The sequence below is a fragment of the Streptomyces sp. NRRL S-337 genome (genome assembly GCF_000720175.1).
In the GTDB taxonomy this organism is placed as follows: Bacteria; Actinomycetota; Actinomycetes; order Streptomycetales; family Streptomycetaceae; genus Streptomyces; species Streptomyces siderophoricus.
On the sequence record NZ_JOIX01000005.1, the window covers coordinates 148,369 to 170,322 of the forward strand.

The window sequence follows — 21,954 nt, forward strand, 5'->3', positions numbered from 1 at the left end:
AGCCTGCCGATCGGCGCCATATCTCCAGAGTGATCCCTGTGGTGACCTGCGCATCTCGGGCGCCTCTCGCGGGTGCGGGGCGCGGCCGCGCCCCATGGGCAGGCCGGAACAGCGGGTTCTGCCCGCCGTTCCGGGCAGCCCGCTCTACGGGTTACCGGCGGTCCGGAAGAAAAACACGCGGGTCCGGCAAAGTGGCGTCGATGCGGTCAAAAAGCGGTCAAAAAACCGCAGGATGTCCGTCCTGCCGCCGGGCCGTAGGTGTGCGGACGGAAGGCGACGGTCCTACGCTCGGAATATGCCGGGATCACGCCGTGCCCCGCCTCGTACGGGGGCAGATCGTGTGGGAGCCGGGGGAACGCGGCGTGCCCGCCGGTGTGCGGCCGCGGCCCGGCTGCCGGCCGTGGCGGCGGTGGTGGCGCTGCTCGGCGTGCCGGCCGGCGCCCTCGCCGCCCCGGCGGCCGCCGGTGAACCGTCCCCCGGCCCCGGGCCGGCGCGCTTCTACCAGCAGCGGCTCTCCTGGGAGCGGTGCGGACCGGATGTACAAAAGAGCGCCCGCAGCCAGGGCGACACCGCGCCGCCGGGCTTCTACGACCGGCTGGAATGCGCCCGGCTGACCGTACCGCGGGACTACGGCCACCCCGACCGGACCGCGCTGCAGATCCAGCTGGTCCGGCTGCCGGCCACCGGGCCCGGCAAACGGATCGGCTCCCTCGTGCTCAACCCCGGCGGCCCGGGCGCTTCCGGCGTCGACTACCTGATCGGCAGCGGCAGCGCCTTCGCGCGCCCGAACCAGCGCTACGACCTCATCAGCTTCGATCCGCGTGGCACCGGGCGCACCGAACCCGTCTCCTGCGGCAGCCGGCTCGCCCCGCCGCCCGGCAACGCCGCCGACGACACCCTCGCGGCGAAGGAGAAGCGCATCAACGAGGCGTGCGGGCGGTACTCCGGCGGACTGCTTCCCTGGGTCGGCACCACGGACGTCGCCCGGGACATGGACGTGCTGCGCGCCGCGGTCCACGACGACAAGCTCAACTACCTGGGCTTCTCCTACGGCACCAAGCTCGGCGCGGTCTACGCCCATGAGTTCCCGGACAAGGTCGGCCGGATGGTGCTGGACGGCGTCGAGGACCCCACCAAGAACACCTGGCAGACCGCGCTCGCCCAGGCCCGGGGCTTCCAGCGGGCGCTGGACGACTTCACCGCCGACTGCGTCCGTGCCGCCGACTGCCCGCTCGGCACGGACGGCGGCCGGGCGCAGGACCAACTGCTCAGCTGGTACCGGCAGTTGAACGATACGCCGCTGACGGTGCAGGGGCGTACGGTGGACGAGACCACCTATGTCTACGCGCTGCGCGAGGCCCTCTACAGCCGGGGCGACTGGCCGGCCCTGCGGCAGGCCCTGGCGCAGCTGCGGCGCGGTGACGGCGCGGGCATCCTCCGGCTCAGCGACAGCGGCGGCAGCCTGGCCCCCACGAACGGCAAGGCCCGCGGCGGCACGGCTGTCGCCGTACCGCCGCGGGCCGGAATCCCGCCGCGGCGGACCGGGCAGGACGACCAACTGCCGCCGCAGGACCAGCTGGCCCTGCGCGCGATCTCCTGCCGGGACACCTCGGAGCGCTACGGCGCCGCCGACTATCCCCGGGCGGAGCGCGAACTCACCCGGGCCTCACCGCTGTTCGGCCCGGACATCGCCCCGACCCTGCTGGACTGCTACGCCTGGCCGGTCGCGGGCGACGACTCCTCCCGCGACGTCGCGGCGCCGGACGCGCCGCCGATGCTGCTCGTCGCCACCACCAACGATCCGGCGACCCCGTACCAGGGCGCCTTCAACATGGTCCGGGCGCTGGACAACTCCAGTGTCGTGCTGACCTTCCGCGGGGAAGGACACGCCGCCTACACCACCGGCGACGCCTGTATCCAACGTCATGTCGACCGGTTCCTGATGGACGGCGTGCTGCCCGGGCCGGGCACCAGCTGCGGCTGAGCGGCCCGGTGGCCGGCAGCCCGGTGGACTACCCCCGGTAGTAACGGTTGTCCTCGACGTCGACCACCGGAGCGCCGGGGGAGGGCGGCTGGGTGCGCCGCCGTTTGAGGATGCTCACGTACGTCGCGAGTCCGATGATGCCGACGATCATCATGATGATCCCGACCAGGTCGAGATTGATCCCGGCCATGTGCCAGTCGGTCGCGAACGTGAGGATCGCCCCCACCGCCAGCAGACCGATGCACCCGCCGATACCCATGGTGTATGCCTCCATAACTGGTGTGACGGTCAGGTCTGTTGACAGTGCGGTTACCCCGCGGCGGGGGCCTTATGTCCGTGCGCGGCGGGCCGTCCGGCGCGGGGGGCGGGGGAGGGGTTCCGGAGCCGGGCCCGGGCGGGCGGCTCAGCCGGCGCGCCGGCCGCCGCGGCCCGCGGTCTTCTTCGCCGCGGCCGGTTTCTTCGCGGCGGTCTTCTTCGCGCCTGCCGTCTTCTCGGCGGCCTTCTTGGCGCCCGTCGTCCTGGTGGCCGTCTTCTTCTCCGCGGTCTTCCGCCCCGGGGCCTTCTTCCCGGTCGCGGCCGGGCCGGACTCCTCGTCCTCGCCGCGCGACCGCTTCGCCGCCCGGACGCTGTCCTGCAGCGCCGCCATCAGGTCCATCACCTGGCCGGCCGGGGGCTCCTCGCCGGTCTCGAACTCCGGCTCGCGGTCGGCCAGCTTCGCCGCCACCAGCTCTTCGAGCGCCTCGCGGTAGTGGTCGTGCACGTCCTCCTCGGACAGCCCGCCGAAGGAGTCCATCAGCGCCTCGGCGGCCGCCACCTCATTGGCGTGCACCGGCGCCTCGCGCTCGGGCAGCACCCCCTGCAACGGGCGGATCTGGTGCGGCCAGAGCAATTGCTGCATCACGAGGACCTCGCCCATCGGCCGGATCATCGCCAGCGTCTCCCGGCCGTGCAGGGCGATCTTCCCCAGGCCGACCCGCTGGTGCCGTTCCATCGCCTCGCGCAGCAGGACGTACGGTTTGGCCGCGGCCGGGCCGTCGATGCCCAGGTAGTAGCCCTTGCCCAGCTGCAGCGGGTCGATGTCACCGCCGGCGACGAAGGCGAGGATGGTCAGTGTCTTGGCCGTCGGCAGCGGGAGGGCCTCCAGGTCCTCGTCGCTGAGTGGGACGACCGTGTCGCCGTCGCCGGGCCGGTAGCCGCGGCCGATCTCGTCGGGGGAGACCTCGGCGTCCTCCAGGGAGCACACCGGCTGGTTGCGCACCCGCCCGCCGTCCTTGGTGTGGATGCGGACGAAGCTGACCGACGCGGAGGTCTCCGTGGCGTTGTACGCGGCGACCGGGATCGTGACCAGGCCGAAGCTGATGGCGAACTTCGCCGTGGGACGCATGGGGGCCGCCTTCATCGGTGCGTTCGGCTCCATGCTAAGCGGGCCTGGCGAACCGTACATCCCGTGTCATCTCGGGCATGGACCGATCGGGTTCGGGCGGCGGCCGCCCGAGGTGCCCGCACCCCGGGCGGCCCCGTGGGCGGTCAGGTCACGCCACGGCGTGCCGGCGGTCTCCCGCGCAGAGCGCCCAGATGATGAAGATGTCGATGGCGACCAGCGTCAGGGCCCAGAACGGGTAGTACGGAATCCACAGGAAGTTCGCGAGCGCGCTGAGACCGACGAGGACGACGCCGAGGATGCGCGCCCACATCGCTCCGCTGGCGATCAGGGCGACGCCCGCCGCCAGGATCACGATGCCCAGGATGAGGTGGATCCATCCCCAGCCCGCGAGGCTGAACGAGAACACGTAGTTCCGCGTCGTGAGAATGACGGTGTCCTTCGCGATGGCGGAGATGCCCTCCAGCAGGGTCATCGCCCCACCGAAGATCATCAGGACGCCCGCGAAGGCCGTCCATCCCCCGACGATGGTGGGTTTCTGCGTGGCCATGGCTCACTCCTCACCTGGGAAACCCGGCCGGCCGCCGGCGCGATCCCGGCGGTGGTCATGTGGTCAAGCACTGTTTCCACGTTTCCACAGGGACCGGCCGGCCGCATGTCAGGGGTGAGGGGCCCGCATTGAGGGGGGATCAGCGCCGGCCGGCCCCGGGGCGCGGCGCCGCGGCCGCCTCCGAGGTGCCCGGTGCGGGCAGCGGATCGGGCGCTGGGCCCGGCTCGGGCCCCGGCGTGGGCGGCGCCGGGTGCGGCGGAATCGGATCCGGCTCGGGGGCCGGTACCGGCGGCGGCACCGGATCCGGTCCGGGGGCGGGTACCGGGCCGGGGCGCGGGCCCGGCGTGGGTCCGGGCGGCCCGGGCCCCGGGCCCGGCGTGGGGGGTACGGGGTCGCGGGCTCCGCGCCCCCACTGACGGCACGTCGCGTCCGGTACGAGATCCGGCACAAGACCCTCCTTCGCTACGGCCTCACGGGCGGTACGCACCCGTGAGGCCCCTTCGGGACACCACCCTTGTTGCCGTTTTCGGGCCCGGCATGCGGCGTGGCGGGCGGCCGCCACCCGGACGCCGGAGCGTACGGCGGCCCGCAGCGGGTACCCCCGCCCGCATGGAGGACACGGACAGAGGCACGGAAACCGGCCGGAAGAAGACCGGCAAGGGCGGCACCACCGGCACGTCCCGCAAGGCCGGCAGGGGCGGTACGAAGACCGTGCGGGCGGGCGACCGGACGGTGGAGGTGCACCGCCCGGACAAGGTGCTGTTCCCGGACGACGGCCTGACCAAGGCCGATGTCGTCGACTACTACCGCCAGGTGGCCGCGGTCGCGGTCCCGCACCTGCGGGACCGCCCGCTGATGCTGGAACGGCTCCCGGAAGGGCTGGACGGGCCGCACTTCATGCAGAAGGAGACCCCGGACCACTACCCCGACTGGATCCGCCGCGAAGAGGTCGCCAAGGAGGGCGGCACCGTCACCCATCCCGTCTGCGACGACAAGGCCACCCTGCTCTACCTCGCCGACCAGGCCTGTCTCACGCTGCACCGCTGGCTGTCCCGGGCCGGCCGGCCCGACCACCCGGACCGGCTGGTGTTCGACCTCGACCCGCCCGGCTCCGGCTTCGAGCCGGTACGACAGGCCGCGCGGCAACTCGTCGGGCTGCTGGACGAACTCGGGCTGCCGACGATGCTGATGACCACCGGCTCGCGCGGGCTGCACGTCATCGTCCCGCTGGACGGCCGCGGCGACTTCGACACCGTGCGCGGCTTCGCCCAGGACGTGGCGGAGGTGCTGGCCGGGCGCCACCCGGACCGGCTCACCACGGCCGTGCGCAAGAAGGCCCGCGGCGACCGGCTCTACCTGGACGTCCAGCGCAACGCCTACGCACAGACGGCCGTCGCCCCCTGGTCGCTACGGGCCAAACCGGGCGCACCGGTCGCCGCGCCGATCCGCCATGAGCAGCTCGACGACCCCGAACTGACCGCGCGGAGCTGGTCGTTGACGGATCTGGCGGGAGTCCTGGAGCAGGTGCGGACCCGGCCGTGGTCGGCGGTGCCGGCCCGCGGGCGGTCCCTGCGCACGGCCCGCAAGCGGCTCGACGCACTGCGCTGAGGGGCCGTCGGCCCGGTCAGTCCGCCGACGGCCCGGTGTCCGGCGCGTGCGGCCCGGCGGGCCGTCGTCCGGCGTGCGGTGCCGGTGCGTGCCGTTCGCGGTCGGCGAGCACCGCCTCGTCGAGCAGGGCGCGCTCCCGGCGGGCCCGTTCCCGGTCCTCGGCCGAGGCGTCCGTGACGTCCAGGAAGATCTGGTCGGCGACCGGCCAGTGGCGCCGGAGCTCCGTCTTCACCCGGACCAGCACCTCCTCGACCTCCTCGCTGTCCAGCCCGGCGACGAGGTCGATCCGGGCCGCGACCAGCGTCGACCGGGTGCCCAGCCGCATGGTCAGCAGCGTCGTCACCGCGTCGATCTCCGGCTGCCGGTCCAGGAAGCGCGCGAGCGCCTGGCGCAGCGCCGGGTCGGCGGCCTCACCGATGATCCGGCCGCGGGACTCCTTGGCGAGCTGGTAGGCGACGTACATCAGCAGCGCCCCGATGACCACCGACGCCCAGCCCTCCCACGCCACCTCGCCGGTCAGCAGGTGCAGCCCCACCCCGGCCATCGCGACCACCACGCCGAAGCAGGCGGTGGCGTCCTCGGCCAGCACCGTCCGCAACGCCGGATCGTCGCCCGCGCGGATCGCGGCCGGGATGCTCCGGCCGGTCGCCCGCGCCTGACCGCGGACCTGCGCCAGCGCGCGCAGCAGCGACGAGCCCTCGGCGAGCAGCGCGACCCCCAGGACGACCAGCCCGACCGTGTAGCCCGTGCGGCTCTCCGAACCGCCCGAGCGCAGCGCCTCGACGCCCTGGAAGAACGAGAAGCAGCCGCCCATCACGAAGATCCCGACGGCGGCGAGCAGGGACCAGAAGTACCGCTCCTTGCCGTAGCCGAACGGGTGCCGGGAGTCCGGTGCGCGGGCGCTGCGCTTGACGGAGGCGAGCAGGAAGAGCTCGTTGAGGCTGTCGGCGACCGAGTGCGCGGCCTCGGAGAGCAGCGCGGGCGAGCCGGCGATCAGCCCGCCGGCCACCTTGGCCAGGGCGATCACCAGATTGGCGCCGAGCGCCACGAACACGGTGACCGCGGTCCTGGCGTCCGCCCCGTCCTGCGACGGCCCGTCGTGCGTCGCGTCCCGCGCCCCGGGCTGCGACTCGTGCTGTCTGTCGTCCTGCGTCTCGTCCTGAGTCCCGTTCGACACCACGTGCCTCCGGTGGTCGGTCGGCCGGCCGACGCGAAGCGTAGCGGCCCGCGGCCCGGTGCGCACCCGGGCCGACCGGTTGGTTCCGGCCCGGCGAAGGGGGCAGCCTGGAAGCGGAGGAGACCCGCAGCCCGACGACGTCAGGAGCCGGCCATGGGCGGTACATCCGACCGGGCCCTTGCCCGTACGCTGCTGGAACGGCACGGCACGACCTACGCCCAGGAGAGCGGCATCCGGCTGCGCAACACCCCGCAGCCGCTCTACCAGGTGCTGGTGCTGGCCCATCTGCTCAGCGCCCGGATCCGGGCCTCCGTGGCGGTGGCGTCGGCGCGTGCGCTGTTCGAGGCCGGTCTGCGCACACCGCGGCGGATGGCCGACGCGACCTGGCAGCAGCGGGTCGACGCGCTGGGGGAGGGCGGCTACCGGCGCTACGACGAGCGGACCGCCACCCAGCTCGGGGACGCGGCGGAGCTGCTGCTGGACGAGTACGGCGGGGATCTGCGGCGGATGCGGGACGCGGCGGGCGGCGACGTCACCGAGTTGCGCGGCGCGCTGCGCAAGGTGCCCGGCCTCGGGCCCGCGGGCTGCGACATCTTCCTGCGCGAGGTGCAGGGCGTCTGGCCCGAACTCGCCCCCTGCCTGGATGGCAAGGCCGTCCAGGGCGCCGGGCGGCTGGGCCTGCCGGAGGACGGCCGCAGGCTGGCCCGGCTGGTGGGCGAGGACGAGTTGCCGGCGTTCGCCTCGGCGCTGGTGCGGGCCGCGCTGGACAGGTCCGTGGTGGACGATGTGCGCGAGGCGGCGGACGGCTGAGGCGGCGGGGAGCCTCCGGCGACCGGTGACCGCCGGCGGCCGTCAGGCGATCAGGGCTCCCAGCAGGGTGACGCCCGCGAGGAACCAGGCGATGTAGTCGCCGACATGACCGGAGTGCACCCGGCGCAACGGAACGGTCCAGCGGGCCGGTTCGTCGCCCACCGGCCGCCGTACGGTCGCCAGCGCGAGACCCGCGGCCAGTGCGGTGGCCACCAGACCCCACAGCACCCCGGAGGCGGTCCAGTGCGGCGGGGGAGTGGGCACCGGCTCCGCCGCCCGGCCGTGCAGCACCGCCGCGAGGTAGCCGGTGTGGTCGGTGAAGGCGTCCGCGGCCTGCCCGATGCCGGTCCGCAGACCGGGGATCAGCCCCACCGCCAGGGCCGCGGCGAGCAGCACCGCCGGCACGGTGAGCATGGTGTCCGGGATCCGGGAGAGCGGACCGCCCCGGGTCTCCGGCTCCTCCTCGCCGGTCGTCTCGTCGGCCGGGTGCTCACCGGCGTCGGCCGGCCGGGCGCCCAGACCGAGGAACACCCGGGCCCCGGCCCGCAGCACCGCGCCCCCGGTGACCGCCGACACCAGGACGAACAGCGCGGTCGCCCAGCCGCCCACGGCCTCCTCGGTGGCCGCCTTGCCCAGCGCGGTGCCGAACGGCGGCAGCCCGGCCAGCGCCAGCCCGCCGGCCCCGAACAGCGCGCCCACCCACGGCAGTTCGCGCCCCCGGCCGTGCAGCTGGTGCTCGTCGACGCTGGCGAACCGGTCCAGCAGGATGCCCACGCACGCGAACAGCGCCGCCTTCACCCCGGCGTGCGCCAGGACGTACACGGCGACGCCGCCGACCCCTTCCGGGCTGAGTACCGCGATACCCACCAGGAACAGTCCGGCGTGCGCCACCGTGGAGTAGGCGAGCAGCCGCTTGAGGTGGCGCTGCTGCCAGCACATCAGCGCGCCCAGGACGGCGGTCAGCACGCCCAGGGCCAGCAGCGCCCGGTGGGCGTCCGGCGCCGGCAGCCCGCCCGGGCCGGCGAACACCGTCCAGTAGACCCGGGCCGTGCCGTACAGTCCCAGCTCGACCATCACCCCCGACATCAGCATGCACACCGGTGTCGGGGCCACCGCATGGGCGTCGGCCAGCCAGAAGTGGAACGGCACCGCCGCCGCCTTGACCAGCAGTCCGGTCACGACCAGGGTGAAGGCGGCGATCAGCAGTGCGTCCGGCGTGCCGCCGGGCGCACCGGCCAGGGCGTCGCCGATCTGCGCGAAGCCCAGCTCGCCCGTGTGCGCGTAGAGCAGGCCGATGCCCAGCAACGTGGCGTATCCGCCGAGGGAGTTGACCACGCCGAAGACCAGGGCGCCCTGCACGGCCCGGGCCTCCTCCACCCGGTAGCCGGTCAGCGCGTACGCGACCACGCCCATCAGCTCGAAGAACACGAAGGCGTTGAAGAGGTCGCCGGTGAGCGTGAATCCGCACATGCCGGCCTGGAAGAGCAGCACCAGCGCCGGGAACGAACCGGCGTGCCGGCGCGGCGGCTCGTCGAAGTACCGCCAGGCGTACGCGAGCGCCGCCAGCACCAGCAGGGAGACCAGGGTGGCCAGCCCGAGGCCGGTCCGGTCGCCGACCAGCACGATGCCCACGCTCACCCCGCCGTGCGGCCGCCAGCCGCCCACCCACTCGGCGGGCCGCCCGGCCGACGACCCGGTGGCCGCCAGCGCGAGCAGGGCGAGCACCGCGGCACCGGCCGCGAACAGGCAGCCCAGCGTCTCGGCGGCGTACCGGGGCAGCCGCCGGCCCGCCCCCACCAGCAGCGCCGCACCGAACATCGGGGTGACCACGATCAGCGGCAGGGTCTGTGCGACGCTCACCCCCGCAGCTCCGACAGCTCGTCCGGGTCCACCGTGCGGTGGCGCTTGGCGACCTGGACGACCAGGGAGAGCAGCAGCGCGGTCACGGTCGCGCCGATGACGATGTCGGTCAGCGTGAGCGCCTGGACGACCGGATCGACGACCGGACGCGAGCCCGGGGCGATGTCGGAGAACACCGGCGCGGTGGCGCCGGAGCGGTAGCCGACGGCCAGCAGCAGGACGTAGGTCGACGACTGGCAGACCGCCAGACAGCCCACGGCGTGGATGAGGTTGCGGCTGGTCGCGAGCCCGTGACACCCCATCAGGAACAGCCAGCCCGCGACCACGTACGGCGCTGCGCTCATGCCGGGTCCTCCGCCTCTTCGTCCGTACTCGCGATCTCCACCGCCTGGTCCAGGAACCGGGCCAGCAGCACCACCACCCCGGCGGTGACCTCCACGCCGATGGCGGCGTTGAGCAGCGGGACGGTGCCTCCCGAGGAGAGGGTGTTGAAGGTGCCGTAGGGCAGGAAGTTGCCCAGAAACGCCCAGCCCGTCAGCAGCGCCGCCGCGCCCACCAGGACGTACGCCGCCTCGCCCGCGGCGTCCGCGACCTCGTACATCCCCAGCGGCCGGATCCGCTCCAGTGCCCGGTAGTCCACCGCGATGTAGAGCAGGTGCAGCGAGGTCGCGACCACCACCCCGCCCTGGAAACCGCCGCCGGGGCTGAGCTGGCCGTGCGTGACGATGTACAGCCCGATCAGCAGGGTGACCGGCAGGGCGAACAGCGCGTAGCGGCGCACCGACGGCGCGACCCGGGCCGGCTCCGGCTGCTGCCGGTCCTCGTCCCGGGTCTGCCGCAGCAGGACGACGGTGCCCAGCACCGAACCGAAGAGGATGGACTCCTCGCCGAGGGTGTCCAGGGCCCGCTGGTCGAAGTTGACCGAGGAGACGGTGTTGGCGGTGTGCCGGGCGAGCGCGGCCCGCACCGCGCGGTCGCCGTAGGGGTGCCGGTCGCCGCCGAACGACGGCAGGTTCAGGCAGGCCAGGACGTACAGCACCGCCACGCCGAGCCCGCCCAGGGCCAGCACCCACATCCGCAGCCGCATGGTCATTCCCGCTCCTCCCGGCGCTCGCTGCGGGCCTTGCGGCGCACCTTGCGCACGGAGAGCAGCACCATCAGCGGCGTCAGCGCGGAGCCGACCGCGAGCTGGGAGAGCGCGACGTCGGGCGCCTGCAGCAGCAGGAAGAGGGTGGCCAGCGACAACCCGAGCAGGGACAGCACGAAGGACTGGCGGACGGGATCGCGCACCAGGACCGCCCCGGTCCCGGCGGCGGCCACCAGCAGCAGGCCCAGCAGCACCGGCAGTTCACCGGTCATCGGACATCCCTTCCGCGGGTGCGCCCCGCCCGTGCCCCATGGCCGCCGCGGCTTGCACCGCCCGGGTCGCCACCCGGCACCCCAGCGCCAGCAGCACCCCGATGACCAGGAGCTTCACCATCGCCCGGCCGGGCCCGGTGGCGACGCAGAGCGGCAGCACCACGGCGGCCACCGCGACGTAGTTCACCGCCGTCAGCACGCGCAGCCACCGCTGCCCGGGCGGATGGTCCGCCAGCTGGTCGGCGAGCAGCCGCACGAAGAGCAGCGTCCCGGCCGGCCCCAGCACCGAGAGCATCAGCGCGGTGTCGACGTAGGCCGGCCGGGCGAAGCCCTGCGACAGCAGCAGGAAGACCAGGCTGAGGAACGTGGTCGCCACGTTCTGTGCGGGCACCCGCCGCCGGGCCCGCCCGGTGGCCACACCGCAGGCGGCCGGGGCGAAGCCGCACAGCAGCAGCGCGGTGCCCGCGGCGGTCCAGCCGTTCACCGGTCGCCGACCGCACGCCGGGCCCCGCGGGCCGCGGCGGCGGCGACCAGTCCGGCGCCCGCACCGACCACCCATTCCAAGGTGTCGACGGGACCGATCAGCATGATCCACAACAGGGTCAACGCCGCCCACCAGACCAGGAGTTCACCCCCTGCCGCCAGCGCTCGCGTCATCCGCCACACACCTCCCTGCCGACCGGGTACCCGCGCCACAGGCTCACATGCGGCGCCCCGGCCGCCCCGTCACCGCGCCGCGCATTACTCCGTCGGGGCGCGAGGCGCGGGTGTGGGCGCGAGGCGCAGGTGCGGGGCGCGGGCGCCGGACGGCCCGCGCGCCGGCCGGCCGGTCAGCCGGTCAGCCGGACCAGGTCCAGTCGGCGACCTCGGGCAGATCGGTGCCGTACTCCCGGATCCAGGAGTGGTGACGGGTGCGGACGTCCGCCATCGCCTGGCGCAGCGTGACGGCGCGTACGCCGAGGCCGGGCACCCGGTCGATGACGTCCATCACCAGCCGGTAGCGGTCGAGGTCGTTGCGGACGACCATGTCGAAGGGCGTGGTGGTGGTGCCCTCCTCCTTGTAGCCGCGGACGTGCAGGTTCGGGTGGCCGGCCCGCCGGTAGCCAAGCCGGTGGATCAGCCACGGGTAGCCGTGGTACGCGAAGATCACCGGCTTGTCGCGGGTGAACAGCGCGTCGTACTCGGCGTCCGTCATGCCGTGCGGGTGATCCCCCGCCGGCAGCAGCCGGGCCATGTCGACGACGTTGACCACCCGCACGGCCAGCTCCGGCAGATGACGGCGCAGCAGATCGGCGGCGGCCAGCGTCTCCTGGGTGGGGACGTCGCCCGCGCAGCCCAGCACCACGTCGGGCTCACGGCTGCCGTCCTCGGTGCCGGCCCACTCCCAGGCGCCGGCGCCGCGGGCGCAGTGCGCCCGGGCCTCGTCCAGGGACAGCCAGTCGAAGCTGGGCTGCTTGCCGGCCACGATCACATTGACGTAGTCCCGGCTGCGCAGCGCGTGGTCGGCCACCGACAGCAGGGTGTTGGCGTCCGGCGGCAGGTAGACCCGGACCACCTCGGGGCTCTTGTTGAGGATGTGGTCGACGAACCCGGGGTCCTGGTGCGAGAAGCCGTTGTGGTCCTGGCGCCAGACGTGCGAGGTGAGCAGGTAGTTCAGCGAGGCGATGGGACGCCGCCAGGGCAGCCGGCGGGCCGTGCGCAGCCACTTGATGTGCTGGTTGACCATCGAGTCGACGATGTGCGCGAACGCCTCGTAGCTGGAGAACAGGCCGTGCCGCCCGGTGAGCAGATAGCCCTCCAGCCAGCCCTGGCACAGGTGCTCGGAGAGCACCTCCATGACCCGCCCGTCGTGCGCGAGGTGCTCGTCGGTCTCCAGCGTCTCGGCCTGCCACGCCTTGCCGGTGACGTCGTAGAGCGCCTCCAGCCGGTTGGAGGCGGTCTCGTCCGGGCCCACCACGCGGAAGTCCCGGCGCCCGGCGGTGGCCGCCATGATCCCGGACAGCAGACCGCCCAGCACCCGGGTCGGCTCGTGCAGCACGGTGCCGCGCTTGTCGACCTCGACGGCGTACCGCTCCAGCGGCGGCACCGGCAGGTCCCGCAGCAGCAGTCCGCCGTTGGCGTGCGGTGTGGCGCCCAGCCGGCGCGGCCCCTCGGGGACGCAGGCCAGCACTTCCGGGGTGGGCCGGCCCTGCGCGTCGAAGAGCTCCTCGGGCCGGTACGAGCGCAACCACTCCTCCAGCTGCCGCAGGTGCCCGGGGTTGTCGCGGACGCCGGCCAGCGGGACCTGGTGGGAGCGCCAGGTGTTCTCGACGGGCTTCCCGTCGACCTCGTGCGGGCCGGTCCAGCCCTTGGGCGTGCGCAGCACGATCATCGGCCAGCGCGGTCGGTCGGTGAGGCCGTCGCGGCGGGCCCGGCCGTGGATGTCGGAGATCCGGTCCACGCAGCGGTCCATGGCGGCGGCCAGCGCCTGGTGCACCGCCGTCGGATCGTCACCGGTGACATGCACCGGCTCGTGTCCGTAGCCGCGCAGCAGCGCGTCCAGCTCCTCCTCGGGGAGCCGGGCGAGCACCGCGGGGTTGGCGATCTTGTAGCCGTTGAGGTGCAGGATCGGCAGGACGGCGCCGTCGTGCACCGGGTCGAGGAACTTGGTGGCGTGCCAGGACGCGGCGAGCGGGCCGGTCTCCGCCTCGCCGTCGCCGACGACGCAGGCGACCAGCAGGCCGGGGTTGTCGAAGGCCGCGCCGTAGGCATGGGTGAGGGAGTAGCCCAGCTCACCGCCCTCGTGGATCGACCCCGGTGTCTCCGGGGCGACATGGCTGGGGATCCCGCCGGGGAACGAGAACTGCCGGAACAGCCGGGCCATGCCCTCCCCGTCCCGGGTGACGTCGGGATAGGTCTCCGCGTACGTGCCGTCCAGCCAGGAGTTGGCCACCACCGCGGGGCCGCCGTGCCCCGGCCCCCAGATGCACAGCGCGTCCAGCTCGCGGGCCTTGACGACCCGGTTCAGATGGGTGTGCACCAGGTTCAGCCCGGGGGAGGTGCCCCAGTGGCCCAGCAGCCGGGGCTTGATGTGCTCGGGGCGCAGCGGCGCTTCCAGCAGGGGGTTCGCCATCAGGTAGATCTGCCCGACGGACAGGTAGTTGGCGGCCCGCCAGTGCGCGTCCAGGGTGCGCAGCTCGGCGGCGTCCAGCGGCCCCGGCGCCGCCGACTCCCCCCTTCCGGGCGCTGCCGGGGCGTGCGCGTCGGACATGCTCAGCTCCTCACGACGGTGGCGTGCAACGGACGGTCCCGGTCACAGGTTGCGCAGCGCGGGCAGCAGCTTGGTCTCCGCCCAGTCCAGGAACGGCTCCTGGTGGCCGCCGCCGATCTGCACCAGCGCGACCTCGGTGAAGCCCGCGTCCACGTACGGGCGCACCGCCTCGACGAACCGGCCCACGTCGTCGCCGCACGGAACGGCCTCGGCGACGTCCTCGGGCCTGACGTACTCGGTGGCCCCGGCGAAGCCCTTCGGCCCCGGCAGTTCGGAGTTGACCTGCCAGCCGCCGAGCATCCAGCGGAACTGGTCGTGCGCCCGGGCGACGGCCGCGTCGCGGTCGGGGTCGTAGCAGACCGGCAGCTGGCCGACCCGGGGTTTGCCGGTGCCGCCGTGCCGGTCGAAGGACGTCAGCAGCTCGGCCTTGGGCTCGGTGGCGATGACCAGGTCGCCCAGCCGGCCGGCGATCTCACAGGAGCGTTCGCCCGAGACGGCCACCCCGATCGGCGGCGGTTCGTCGGGCAGGTCCCACAGCCGGGCGTGCGCCACGTCGAAGTGGGTGCCGTGGTGGGTGACCTCGCCGCCGCCGAAGAGCTTGCGGATGATCTCGATCGCCTCGGCCAGCTTGTCCAGCCGTACGGGTGAGGCCGGCCAGCCGGCGCCCACCACGTGCTCGTTGAGGTTCTCGCCGGAGCCCAGCCCCAGCCGGAACCGGCCGCCGGAGAGCAGCTGCATGGTCGCGGCCTTCTGGGCGACGACCGCGGGGTGGTAGCGGGTCGTCGGGCAGGTCACGTAGGTCATCAGCGGGATGCGGCTGGTGGCCTGCGCCGCGGCGCCCAGCACGCTCCAGGCGTACGGGGCGTGGCCCTGCGACTCCAGCCACGGGAAGTAGTGGTCGGAGGTCACCGAGAAGTCGAAGCCGGCGCGTTCGGCACCGACGACATGACCGACCAGGGCCCGCGGGCCCGCCTGTTCGGTCATCATTGTGTATCCGATCTGCACCATTCAACACACCTTGCTGTCGCGAGACGGGGTCTGCAACCGGGGCCTGACCAGGGCGGCCGCGTCAGTCGGGCGGTTCGGGCGCGGGATGCTCCCCCGGCTCGGCCCCGGGCGGCTCGGCGGGGGCGGTGCCCGGCTCCTCCGGTTCCGGTTCCGGCTCGGCCGGCACCGGGTCCCGCGGCAGCGGCTCCGGCTCGCTCGGTACGGGGCCCGGCCCCTTGGGCGCGGGTTCAGTGCTCAAAAGGGTCATAGCGCTCTCCTTCCTCTCCATCCTGCGTCCCATGCGGGTACTCGGCCCGTTCGGGCCGGAAACCTCATCGCAGGGGGAAAGACAGCGGGAGGGGGAACGCGGAGCCGTTCGGGGCTCAGCCTTCGGGGTGGAGCGGCACGGCCGTCAGTACACGTCCCGGACGTACCGCTTCTCGGCCGCGAGCTGTTTGACGTACCCGGTGGCGGCGTCCTCCGTCAGGCCGCCGTGGGCCACCGCGATCTCGCGGAGCGCGCGGTCGACGTCCTTGGCCATCCGCGAGGCATCGCCGCACACGTAGAAGTGCGCGCCGTCCTGAAGCCAGGACCACAGCTGGGCGCCGTGTTCCCGCATCCGGTCCTGGACGTAGACCTTGGCGCGCTGATCGCGGGAGAAGGCGGTGTCCAGCCGGGTGAGCAGCCCCTCGTCGTGCAGCCGGCCGAGCTCCTCCTCGTAGTAGAAGTCCGTGGCGCGGCGCTGCTCGCCGAAGAACAGCCAGTTGGGGGCGCGGTGGCCGCGGGCCCGCCGCTCGTCGAGGAAGCCGACGAAGGGCGCGACGCCGGTGCCGGGCCCGACCATCACCATCGGCGTGGCCGGGTCGGCCGGTGGCCGGAAGTGCGCGCTGCGCCGCACGAAGATCTCCACCGGGCTGCCGGGCTCGGCATCCGCCAGGAAGGCGGAGGCCACGCCCTTGCGCGGGCGGCCCTGCCGGTTCTCGTAGCGGACCACGGAGACCGTCAGCCTGAGGAGCGCGGGATCGGTCAGCGGGCTCGACGATATGGAGTACAGCCGCGGCCGCAGGCGGGGGAGGAGCGCGGCCCATTCCCGGGCGTCCGCCCGCACCCGGTGCTCGGCCACCACGTCGACGGCCTGCCGGCTCCAGGTCCACCGGTCCAGCTCGCCCTTGTTGCCGGGCCGCAGCAGCTTCCGCAGCGTCCGGTCCCCGGTCTGTTCGGCGGCCAGCCGGAGCAGCGCGGGGGTGATCCGGGTGATGTCGAGATGGCGGTGCAGCGCCTCGCCGAACGGCACCGTGCCCACCCCGTCGACGTCGACCGCGGCCGCCGGGTCCAGACCGGTCAGATCCAGCCACTCCGACACCAGCTCCGGGCAGTTCAGCGGCTGCACCCCGAGCGCGTCACCGGCCTCGTACGCCAGCGGCACCCCCTCGGCGTCCCGGGTGTCGAAGGTGAACCTGCGCACCTCCTTGGTGGCGCCGGCCCGGCTGAGCAGATCGTTGCCGACGAGCCGGGCGGTGACGGTGGGGTCCTTGGCGGGGGCGGGCGGGGCCGGTGGCGTCCCGGTGTGCCCGTCGGTCGCCGGTTCCGCCGTTCCGCCCTCCAGTGCCCGCAGCACCTGGTCGAGCCACTGCCCGGCCGGCTGCGCGTAGTCCGGCTCGCAGTCCGTGCGCGGCGCCAGCCGGACCGCGCCCAGCTCCGCCAGCCGGGCGTCCAGCCGCCGCCCGTGGCCGCAGAAGTCGTCGTACGAGGAGTCGCCCAGCGCCAGGACCGAGTAGCGCAGGCCCTCCAGTCGCGGGGTGTCCGGCGCGTTGAGCGTGTCCCAGAAGCCGGAGCCGTTGTCGGGGGCCTCGCCGTCACCGAAGGTGCTGGTCACGATGAGCAGGTCGGCGGTGCGCGGCAGGGCGGCCGGGGTGCTGTCGGCCATGCTCACCAGCGTCGCCTCCCGCCCGCTGCCCTTCAGCCGGCGGGCGGTGTCCGCCGCGACCTCCTCCGCGTTGCCGGTCTGCGAGGCCCACAGCACGATCACCGTACGGGCAGCGGAATCTGACGAATCGTCATCCGCATCCGACGGGTCGTGCTGCGCCGCCGTCCCGGTCCGCTGGTCCGCGGTCCGCGAGAACATCCCGGCCAGCACGCCGTTCACCCACAGCGCGGTGTCCGCGCCGAACGGCGCCTGGGCGGGCAGCACCGGCGTACCGCCGGCCGGACGGGACGCCAGCCCGGTGAGGAACCCGGACAGGTAGCGGCGCTCGTGCTCGGCCAGGGCCGGCGGGGCGGGGTCGGTCAGCCGGAAGAGGTCGGTCAGGACCGCCACCGCGCCCCCCGCGGCGCCCCCGTCCTGGCCGCCCGCCGGACCGCCCCCCGCCCGGTCCGCCGGGCCGCCGGGTTCCGCGTCCGGGCCCGCCGCCGCGCCCGGGAGCGCCGCGCTCTCGGCGTGGCCGGCGCCTCCCGGCACCCTGGTCAGCGCGACCGCACACGCCTTGAACTCGGGCTGGAAGGAGACCGGATCGACCGCGTCATGGGTCACCGCGTTGACGCTCAGGTACTCACCGAAGAGGTCGTTCCAGTGGAACGGCGCGAAGCAGTTCCCGGGCCGTACCCGGTCGGTCACCACGGCCGGCAGCACCGCCCGCCCGCGCCGCGAGGCGACCTCCACCGCATCGCCCTCCACCACGCCCAGCCGCTCGGCGTCCTGCGGATGCAGCTCCACGAACGGCCCCGGGTTCAGCTTGCCCAGCTTGGCGACCTTGCCGGTCTTGGTCAGGGTGTGCCACTGGTGCGGCAGCCGGCCGGTGTTGAGCAGGTACGGGAAGTCGTCGTCGGGCAGCTCGGCCGCCGGCAGGTGCGGACGGGCGAAGAACACGGCCCGCCCGCTGGCGGTGGGGAAGACCAGCCGGGGGCGGCTGCCGTCCGGCCGTACGACCGGCTCCCGGCCGGCCCCGTCGTTGAGATAGCGCACCGGATTGCGGTCCGGCCCGTCGGCGGCCGCGCTCGGCCACTGCACGGGCGTCTCGCGCAGCCGCGGATAGCTCACTCCGCCCAGGTCGTACCCGGTCCGCGGGTTGCCCGCGCGCTTGAGCTCCTCGAATATCTCCTCCGCGCTGTCGTAGGAGAAGGCGTCCGCATAGCCCATCTCGCAGGCGATCCGCGCGATGATCCGCCAGTCCGGCCAGGCCTCGCCGGGCGGATCGGCGGCCTGTCCCACCAGCGTCAGATTGCGCTCCGAATTGACCATCACGCCCTCGGACTCGGACCACATGGCGGCCGGCAGCACCACATCGGCGTACGCGGTGGTCTCGGTCTCCGCGAACACGTCCTGCGCCACGACGAACTCCGCCGCCTCCAGGCCCTCGATGACGGTGCGGCGGTTGGCGACCGAGGCGACCGGGTTGGTGCAGATGATCCAGCAGGCCTTGATGTCGCCGTCCGCCATCCGCCGGAACATCTCGACGGTGCCCTGTCCGCCGTCGTCCGCCCGCAGCGTCCCCGGGGCCAGGCCCCACAACTCCTCGGTGAACGCGCGGTCCTCGGCGACCAGCGCCGACCGCTGGCCGGGCAGGCCCGGGCCCATGTAGCCCATCTCCCGGCCGCCCATCGCGTTGGGCTGGCCGGTCAGCGAGAACGGGCCGCTGCCCGGGCGGCAGATCGCGCCGGTCGCCAGGTGCAGGTTGATCAGCGCGTTGGTGTTCCAGGTGCCGTGGGTGCTCTGGTTCAGCCCCATCGTCCAGCAGCTCGTCCAGTCGCCCGCGGCACCGATCCACTCGGCCGCCCGGCGCAGCTCCGCCTCCGGGATCCCGGTGATCTCGGCGACCTTCGCGGGCGGATAGTCCGCCAGGAACGCGGGCATCTCCGCCCACCCCTCGGTGTGCCCGTCGATGAACTCCTGGTCGATGTCGCCGTTCTCCACCAGCAGGTGCAGCAGCCCGTTCAGCAGCGCCAGATCCGTCCCGGGCGCGATCTGCAGGAAGAGGTCCGCCTTGGCCGCGGTGGCGGTGCGCCGGGGATCGACCACGATCAGCTTGGCGCCGGCCTTGACCCGTTCCAGCAGCCGCAGGAAGAGGACCGGATGGCAGTCGGCCATGTTGGAGCCGATGACGAGGAACACGTCGGCGCGGTCGAAGTCCTCGTAGGAGCCGGGCGGGCCGTCCGCGCCCAGCGACAGCTTGTAGCCGCTGCCCGCACTCGCCATGCACAAACGGGAGTTGGACTCGATGTGGGTGGTGCGCAGGAACCCCTTGGCGAGCTTGTTCGCCAGGTACTGCGCCTCCAGCGTCATCTGCCCCGAGACATAGAGCGCGACGGCGTCCGGGCCGTGCGCATCGACGATCTCGCGCAGCCGGGCGGCGGTCTGCTTGACGGCGGTGTCCATGGCGGTGGGCACCGGCTCGTCGCCCCGGTCGCCGCGGACCAGGGCGCCGGTCAGCCGGCCGGGCGCGCTGAGCAGTTCGGCGCTGGTCGCGCCCTTGGTGCAGAGCCGGCCGTGGTTCGCCGGATGGGCCTTGTCCCCGGCGGCCCGGCGCACGGTCCGCCGGCCGTCCCCGTCCGTCGCGACCTCCAGCACGATCCCGCAGCCGACACCGCAGTACTGGCACGCCGTGCGCACCTGCGTGAGGTGCTCTGCCGGTGTTTCCGCTGCGGTCACGGACGGTCCCCTTCGTGGTCGGAAGCTGGGCTCCGACCCTACGAAGGGCCCGTTAACCACGTGTCACACGAGGCGATCATCCGTCGTTACGGCGACCACACACCCGGGCCCGGGGTCCCGTGAGGCCCGTCCAGGAGACCCGCACCGAAGATGCAGCAACACGAAAAGTACAGTCGTTGTACTTTCACAGCTGATGTGCTTTTCTGTGTTCATGCATCCCACCACCTCTCCCCGCATCGCGATCATCGGAGCCGGCCCCGGCGGGCTGACCTGCGCCCGGGTGCTCCAGCGGCACGGCCTGCCGGTCACCGTCCTCGACCGGGACGCCTCCGCCGGGGCCCGGCCGCAGGGCGGCACCCTGGACCTGCACGCGGCCACCGGCCAGACGGCGTTGCGCACGGCCGGTCTGTACGAGGAGTTCGCCGCCCTCGCCCGCCCCGAAGGGCAGGAGATGCGGCTCTACGGCCGCGACGCCACCCTGCTCTTCCGGCACGCCCCGGCCGCGGACGTGACCGAGCGCCCCGAGATCGACCGGGGGGAGTTGCGCCGGCTGCTGCTGGACTCCCTGACGCCCGGCACCGTCCGCTGGGGCCACTACCTGCGCGCGCTGCACCCGCTGGGCGACGGCCGCCACAAGGCGGAATTCGACGACGGCCACACCGAGGAGTTCGACCTGGTCATCGGCGCCGACGGCGCCTGGTCGCGGGTCCGCCCGCTGCTCTCCGACGCCACCCCGCACTACTCCGGCGTCACCTTCGTCGAGTTCTGCTTCGACGACGCCGACGCCCGCCACCCCGCGATCGCCCACCTGGTCGGCGGCGGCAGCATGATGGCGTCCGCCGCCGACCGGGCGCTGATCGTCCAGCGCAACAGCCGCGGCCACCTCCGCGGTTACGCCGCCTTCCGGGGCTCGGAGGACTGGGCCCTGGAGGCCGGGGTGGCGATGACGGACACCGGGGCGGTACGGGCCGCGCTGCTCGGCCGGTTCGCCGGCTGGGACGACCGGCTGCTGGCGCTGCTGACGGACAACGACGGCGGATTCGTCAACCGGCCGCTGTTCGCCCTGCCGGTGCCGCACACCTGGGCGCACACCCCGGGCGTGACGCTGCTCGGCGACGCGGCCCACCTCATGACGCCGTTCTCCGGCATGGGTGCCAACCTCGCCATGCTCGACGGCAGCGAACTCGCCCTGGCCCTCGTCCGGCACCCCGACCGGGACGCGGCACTGCGCGCCTACGAGGCCGTGATGCTGCCCCGCTCGGCCGATGCCGCCGAGGGGGCGGCCCGCGGCCTGGCCAACGCCCTCGCCCCGGACGCCCCGCAGGGCTCGCTGCGCCACCTGCGGACGATGGCCGGCGACGCCTAGCGGTTCGACGCCCGGTGTGCGGAGCTCCGGTTGCGGCCCCCGCCCGCCCGTCGGACGATCGGCAGCGTACGGACAGCGACCGGCACCGCACGGAGACGGAACCCACCGTGAAGATCACCGAGCCCACCCCCGGCGCGCCCTGCTGGGTGGAGCTGGGCACCTCGGACGTCGACGCCGCCAAGGTCTACTACCGCGAGGTCTTCGGCTGGCGCGCGGAAACCGACCTGCGCCCGGAGGCCGGCGGGTACACCGTCTTCCTGCTGGGCGCCGCCCCGGTCGCCGCGGTGACCGCGCTCTACGCCCCCGGCCAGCCGACCGCCTGGACCGTCTCGTTCGCGACCCGGGACGCCGATGCGCTGGCCGTGGCGGTCACCGAGGCCGGCGGGCGGCAGCTGGTGGCACCGATGGACGTCTTCCAGCAGGGCCGCTTCGCGGTGCTGGCGGACCCGGAGGGCGCGCTGTTCTCGGTGTGGCAGGCCCGGGACTTCCCCGGCGCGGCGCTGCTCAACGCGCCCGGTTCGCTGGGCTGGGTGGAGCTGGCCACCCGCGACGAGGAGGCCGCCAAGCACTTCTACACCCGGGTCTTCGGCTGGACCGTGGGCACCCACGAGGACTATCCGCAGTGGGGGATCGACGGCGCCGACTTCGGCGGGCTGAGCGCGCTGGACGAGTTCTACCCGGACGACGTGCGGGCGCACTGGCTGCCGTACTTCGCCGTCGCCGACGTCGACGACACCGCGGCCCGGGCCGCGGAGTCCGGCGGGATGCTGCTGGTGCCTCCCACGGACGTGCCCGAGGGCCCGCGGATCGCGGTGGTCCGGGACCCGCAGGGGGCCTCCTTCGGCATCCACCGCGCGGGCACCGAAGGCTGACCGTCACACGATCGGCGGCCTGTTCGTCGTTTCACCACATTTCTGGGGCAGTTTGCGCGTAATGTCCACTTCGCACCAATGGGTGGCATCGCGCGTCAAGAACAG

General features: G+C 73.7%; 19 protein-coding genes. 5 read left to right on the forward strand and 14 right to left on the reverse strand.

Features of this window, described 5'->3' with window-relative positions:
- The first annotated feature begins 340 nt into the window (after positions 1-340).
- The gene (locus IG62_RS0106835) at positions 341-1,984 is read left to right on the forward strand and encodes an alpha/beta hydrolase (protein WP_037837893.1); all 1,644 of its coding nucleotides are present in this window, start codon (positions 341-343) and stop codon (positions 1,982-1,984) included.
- Between the two features lie 28 nt (positions 1,985-2,012).
- On the opposite strand, the gene IG62_RS0106840 is transcribed toward IG62_RS0106835, so the two are convergent.
- The 3 genes from IG62_RS0106840 to IG62_RS0106850 all read right to left on the reverse strand — a co-directional run bounded on the left by IG62_RS0106840 (position 2,013) and on the right by IG62_RS0106850 (position 3,915).
- Positions 2,013-2,243 carry a DUF6458 family protein gene (locus IG62_RS0106840; RefSeq protein ID WP_030798711.1) on the reverse strand — a complete coding sequence of 77 codons (231 nt, stop codon included), beginning with the start codon at positions 2,241-2,243 and terminating at the stop codon, positions 2,013-2,015.
- A gap of 144 nt (positions 2,244-2,387) precedes the next feature.
- On the reverse strand, positions 2,388-3,368 hold the full coding sequence (locus tag IG62_RS0106845; RefSeq protein ID WP_030798713.1) for a Ku protein: 981 nt from the start codon (positions 3,366-3,368) through the stop codon (positions 2,388-2,390).
- A 148-nt stretch (positions 3,369-3,516) separates the two neighbouring features.
- A complete protein-coding gene (locus IG62_RS0106850) occupies positions 3,517-3,915 on the reverse strand; it encodes a DUF7144 family membrane protein (RefSeq protein ID WP_030798715.1) in 399 nt (132 codons plus the stop codon).
- A gap of 609 nt (positions 3,916-4,524) precedes the next feature.
- Between IG62_RS0106850 and ligD the strand changes: the two genes are divergently transcribed.
- Positions 4,525-5,523 carry a non-homologous end-joining DNA ligase gene (ligD, locus tag IG62_RS0106855; protein WP_078871858.1) on the forward strand — a complete coding sequence of 333 codons (999 nt, stop codon included), beginning with the start codon at positions 4,525-4,527 and terminating at the stop codon, positions 5,521-5,523.
- A gap of 16 nt (positions 5,524-5,539) precedes the next feature.
- Here ligD and IG62_RS0106860 read toward each other — a convergent pair whose 3' ends face one another.
- A complete protein-coding gene (locus IG62_RS0106860; protein WP_078871859.1) occupies positions 5,540-6,703 on the reverse strand; it encodes a cation diffusion facilitator family transporter in 1,164 nt (387 codons plus the stop codon).
- Between the two features lie 150 nt (positions 6,704-6,853).
- On the opposite strand from IG62_RS0106860, the gene IG62_RS0106865 reads away from it, so the two are divergent.
- Positions 6,854-7,510 (forward strand): endonuclease, encoded by a 657-nt coding sequence (locus IG62_RS0106865; RefSeq protein ID WP_030798721.1) that lies wholly within the window; start codon positions 6,854-6,856, stop codon positions 7,508-7,510.
- A 42-nt stretch (positions 7,511-7,552) separates the two neighbouring features.
- On the opposite strand, the gene IG62_RS0106870 is transcribed toward IG62_RS0106865, so the two are convergent.
- From IG62_RS0106870 to IG62_RS0106915, 10 genes are all read right to left on the reverse strand, one after another.
- Positions 7,553-9,370: a complex I subunit 5 family protein gene (locus IG62_RS0106870; protein WP_030798723.1), complete on the reverse strand. Its 1,818-nt coding sequence runs from the start codon at positions 9,368-9,370 to the stop codon at positions 7,553-7,555.
- Positions 9,367-9,714 (reverse strand): sodium:proton antiporter, encoded by a 348-nt coding sequence (locus IG62_RS0106875; RefSeq protein WP_030798725.1) that lies wholly within the window; start codon positions 9,712-9,714, stop codon positions 9,367-9,369. Before IG62_RS0106875 ends, IG62_RS0106870 begins: the two co-directional genes overlap by 4 nt.
- Complete coding sequence (locus tag IG62_RS0106880) at positions 9,711-10,463, reverse strand: MnhB domain-containing protein (protein ID WP_030798727.1); 753 nt, start codon at positions 10,461-10,463, stop codon at positions 9,711-9,713. The genes IG62_RS0106875 and IG62_RS0106880 overlap by 4 nt, the downstream gene beginning before the upstream one ends.
- Positions 10,460-10,729, reverse strand: coding sequence for a DUF4040 domain-containing protein (locus tag IG62_RS0106885; protein WP_030798729.1), 270 nt, complete (start codon positions 10,727-10,729; stop codon positions 10,460-10,462). The genes IG62_RS0106880 and IG62_RS0106885 overlap by 4 nt, the downstream gene beginning before the upstream one ends.
- Complete coding sequence (locus IG62_RS0106890) at positions 10,719-11,213, reverse strand: monovalent cation/H+ antiporter complex subunit F (RefSeq protein WP_030798730.1); 495 nt, start codon at positions 11,211-11,213, stop codon at positions 10,719-10,721. The genes IG62_RS0106885 and IG62_RS0106890 overlap by 11 nt, the downstream gene beginning before the upstream one ends.
- Complete coding sequence (locus tag IG62_RS47705) at positions 11,210-11,386, reverse strand: hypothetical protein (protein WP_199812426.1); 177 nt, start codon at positions 11,384-11,386, stop codon at positions 11,210-11,212. The genes IG62_RS0106890 and IG62_RS47705 overlap by 4 nt, the downstream gene beginning before the upstream one ends.
- A 181-nt stretch (positions 11,387-11,567) precedes the next feature.
- Positions 11,568-13,979 (reverse strand): phosphoketolase, encoded by a 2,412-nt coding sequence (locus tag IG62_RS0106900; RefSeq protein WP_030798732.1) that lies wholly within the window; start codon positions 13,977-13,979, stop codon positions 11,568-11,570.
- Positions 13,980-14,021: 42 nt separating this feature from the next.
- The gene (locus IG62_RS0106905) at positions 14,022-14,987 is read right to left on the reverse strand and encodes an LLM class F420-dependent oxidoreductase (protein WP_030798734.1); all 966 of its coding nucleotides are present in this window, start codon (positions 14,985-14,987) and stop codon (positions 14,022-14,024) included.
- A gap of 61 nt (positions 14,988-15,048) precedes the next feature.
- Positions 15,049-15,234, reverse strand: a complete 186-nt coding sequence (locus IG62_RS0106910; protein WP_030798736.1) for a hypothetical protein — start codon at positions 15,232-15,234, stop codon at positions 15,049-15,051.
- 144 nt (positions 15,235-15,378) lie between these two features.
- Positions 15,379-19,611 (reverse strand): bifunctional nitrate reductase/sulfite reductase flavoprotein subunit alpha, encoded by a 4,233-nt coding sequence (locus IG62_RS0106915; protein ID WP_030798737.1) that lies wholly within the window; start codon positions 19,609-19,611, stop codon positions 15,379-15,381.
- 211 nt (positions 19,612-19,822) lie between these two features.
- Between IG62_RS0106915 and IG62_RS0106920 the strand changes: the two genes are divergently transcribed.
- Together IG62_RS0106920 and IG62_RS0106925 are read left to right on the forward strand one after the other, a co-directional pair.
- On the forward strand, positions 19,823-20,977 hold the full coding sequence (locus tag IG62_RS0106920) for an FAD-dependent oxidoreductase (RefSeq protein WP_030798739.1): 1,155 nt from the start codon (positions 19,823-19,825) through the stop codon (positions 20,975-20,977).
- A 107-nt stretch (positions 20,978-21,084) separates the two neighbouring features.
- Positions 21,085-21,849, forward strand: coding sequence for a VOC family protein (locus tag IG62_RS0106925; protein WP_030798741.1), 765 nt, complete (start codon positions 21,085-21,087; stop codon positions 21,847-21,849).
- The last annotated feature ends 105 nt before the right edge of the window (positions 21,850-21,954 follow it).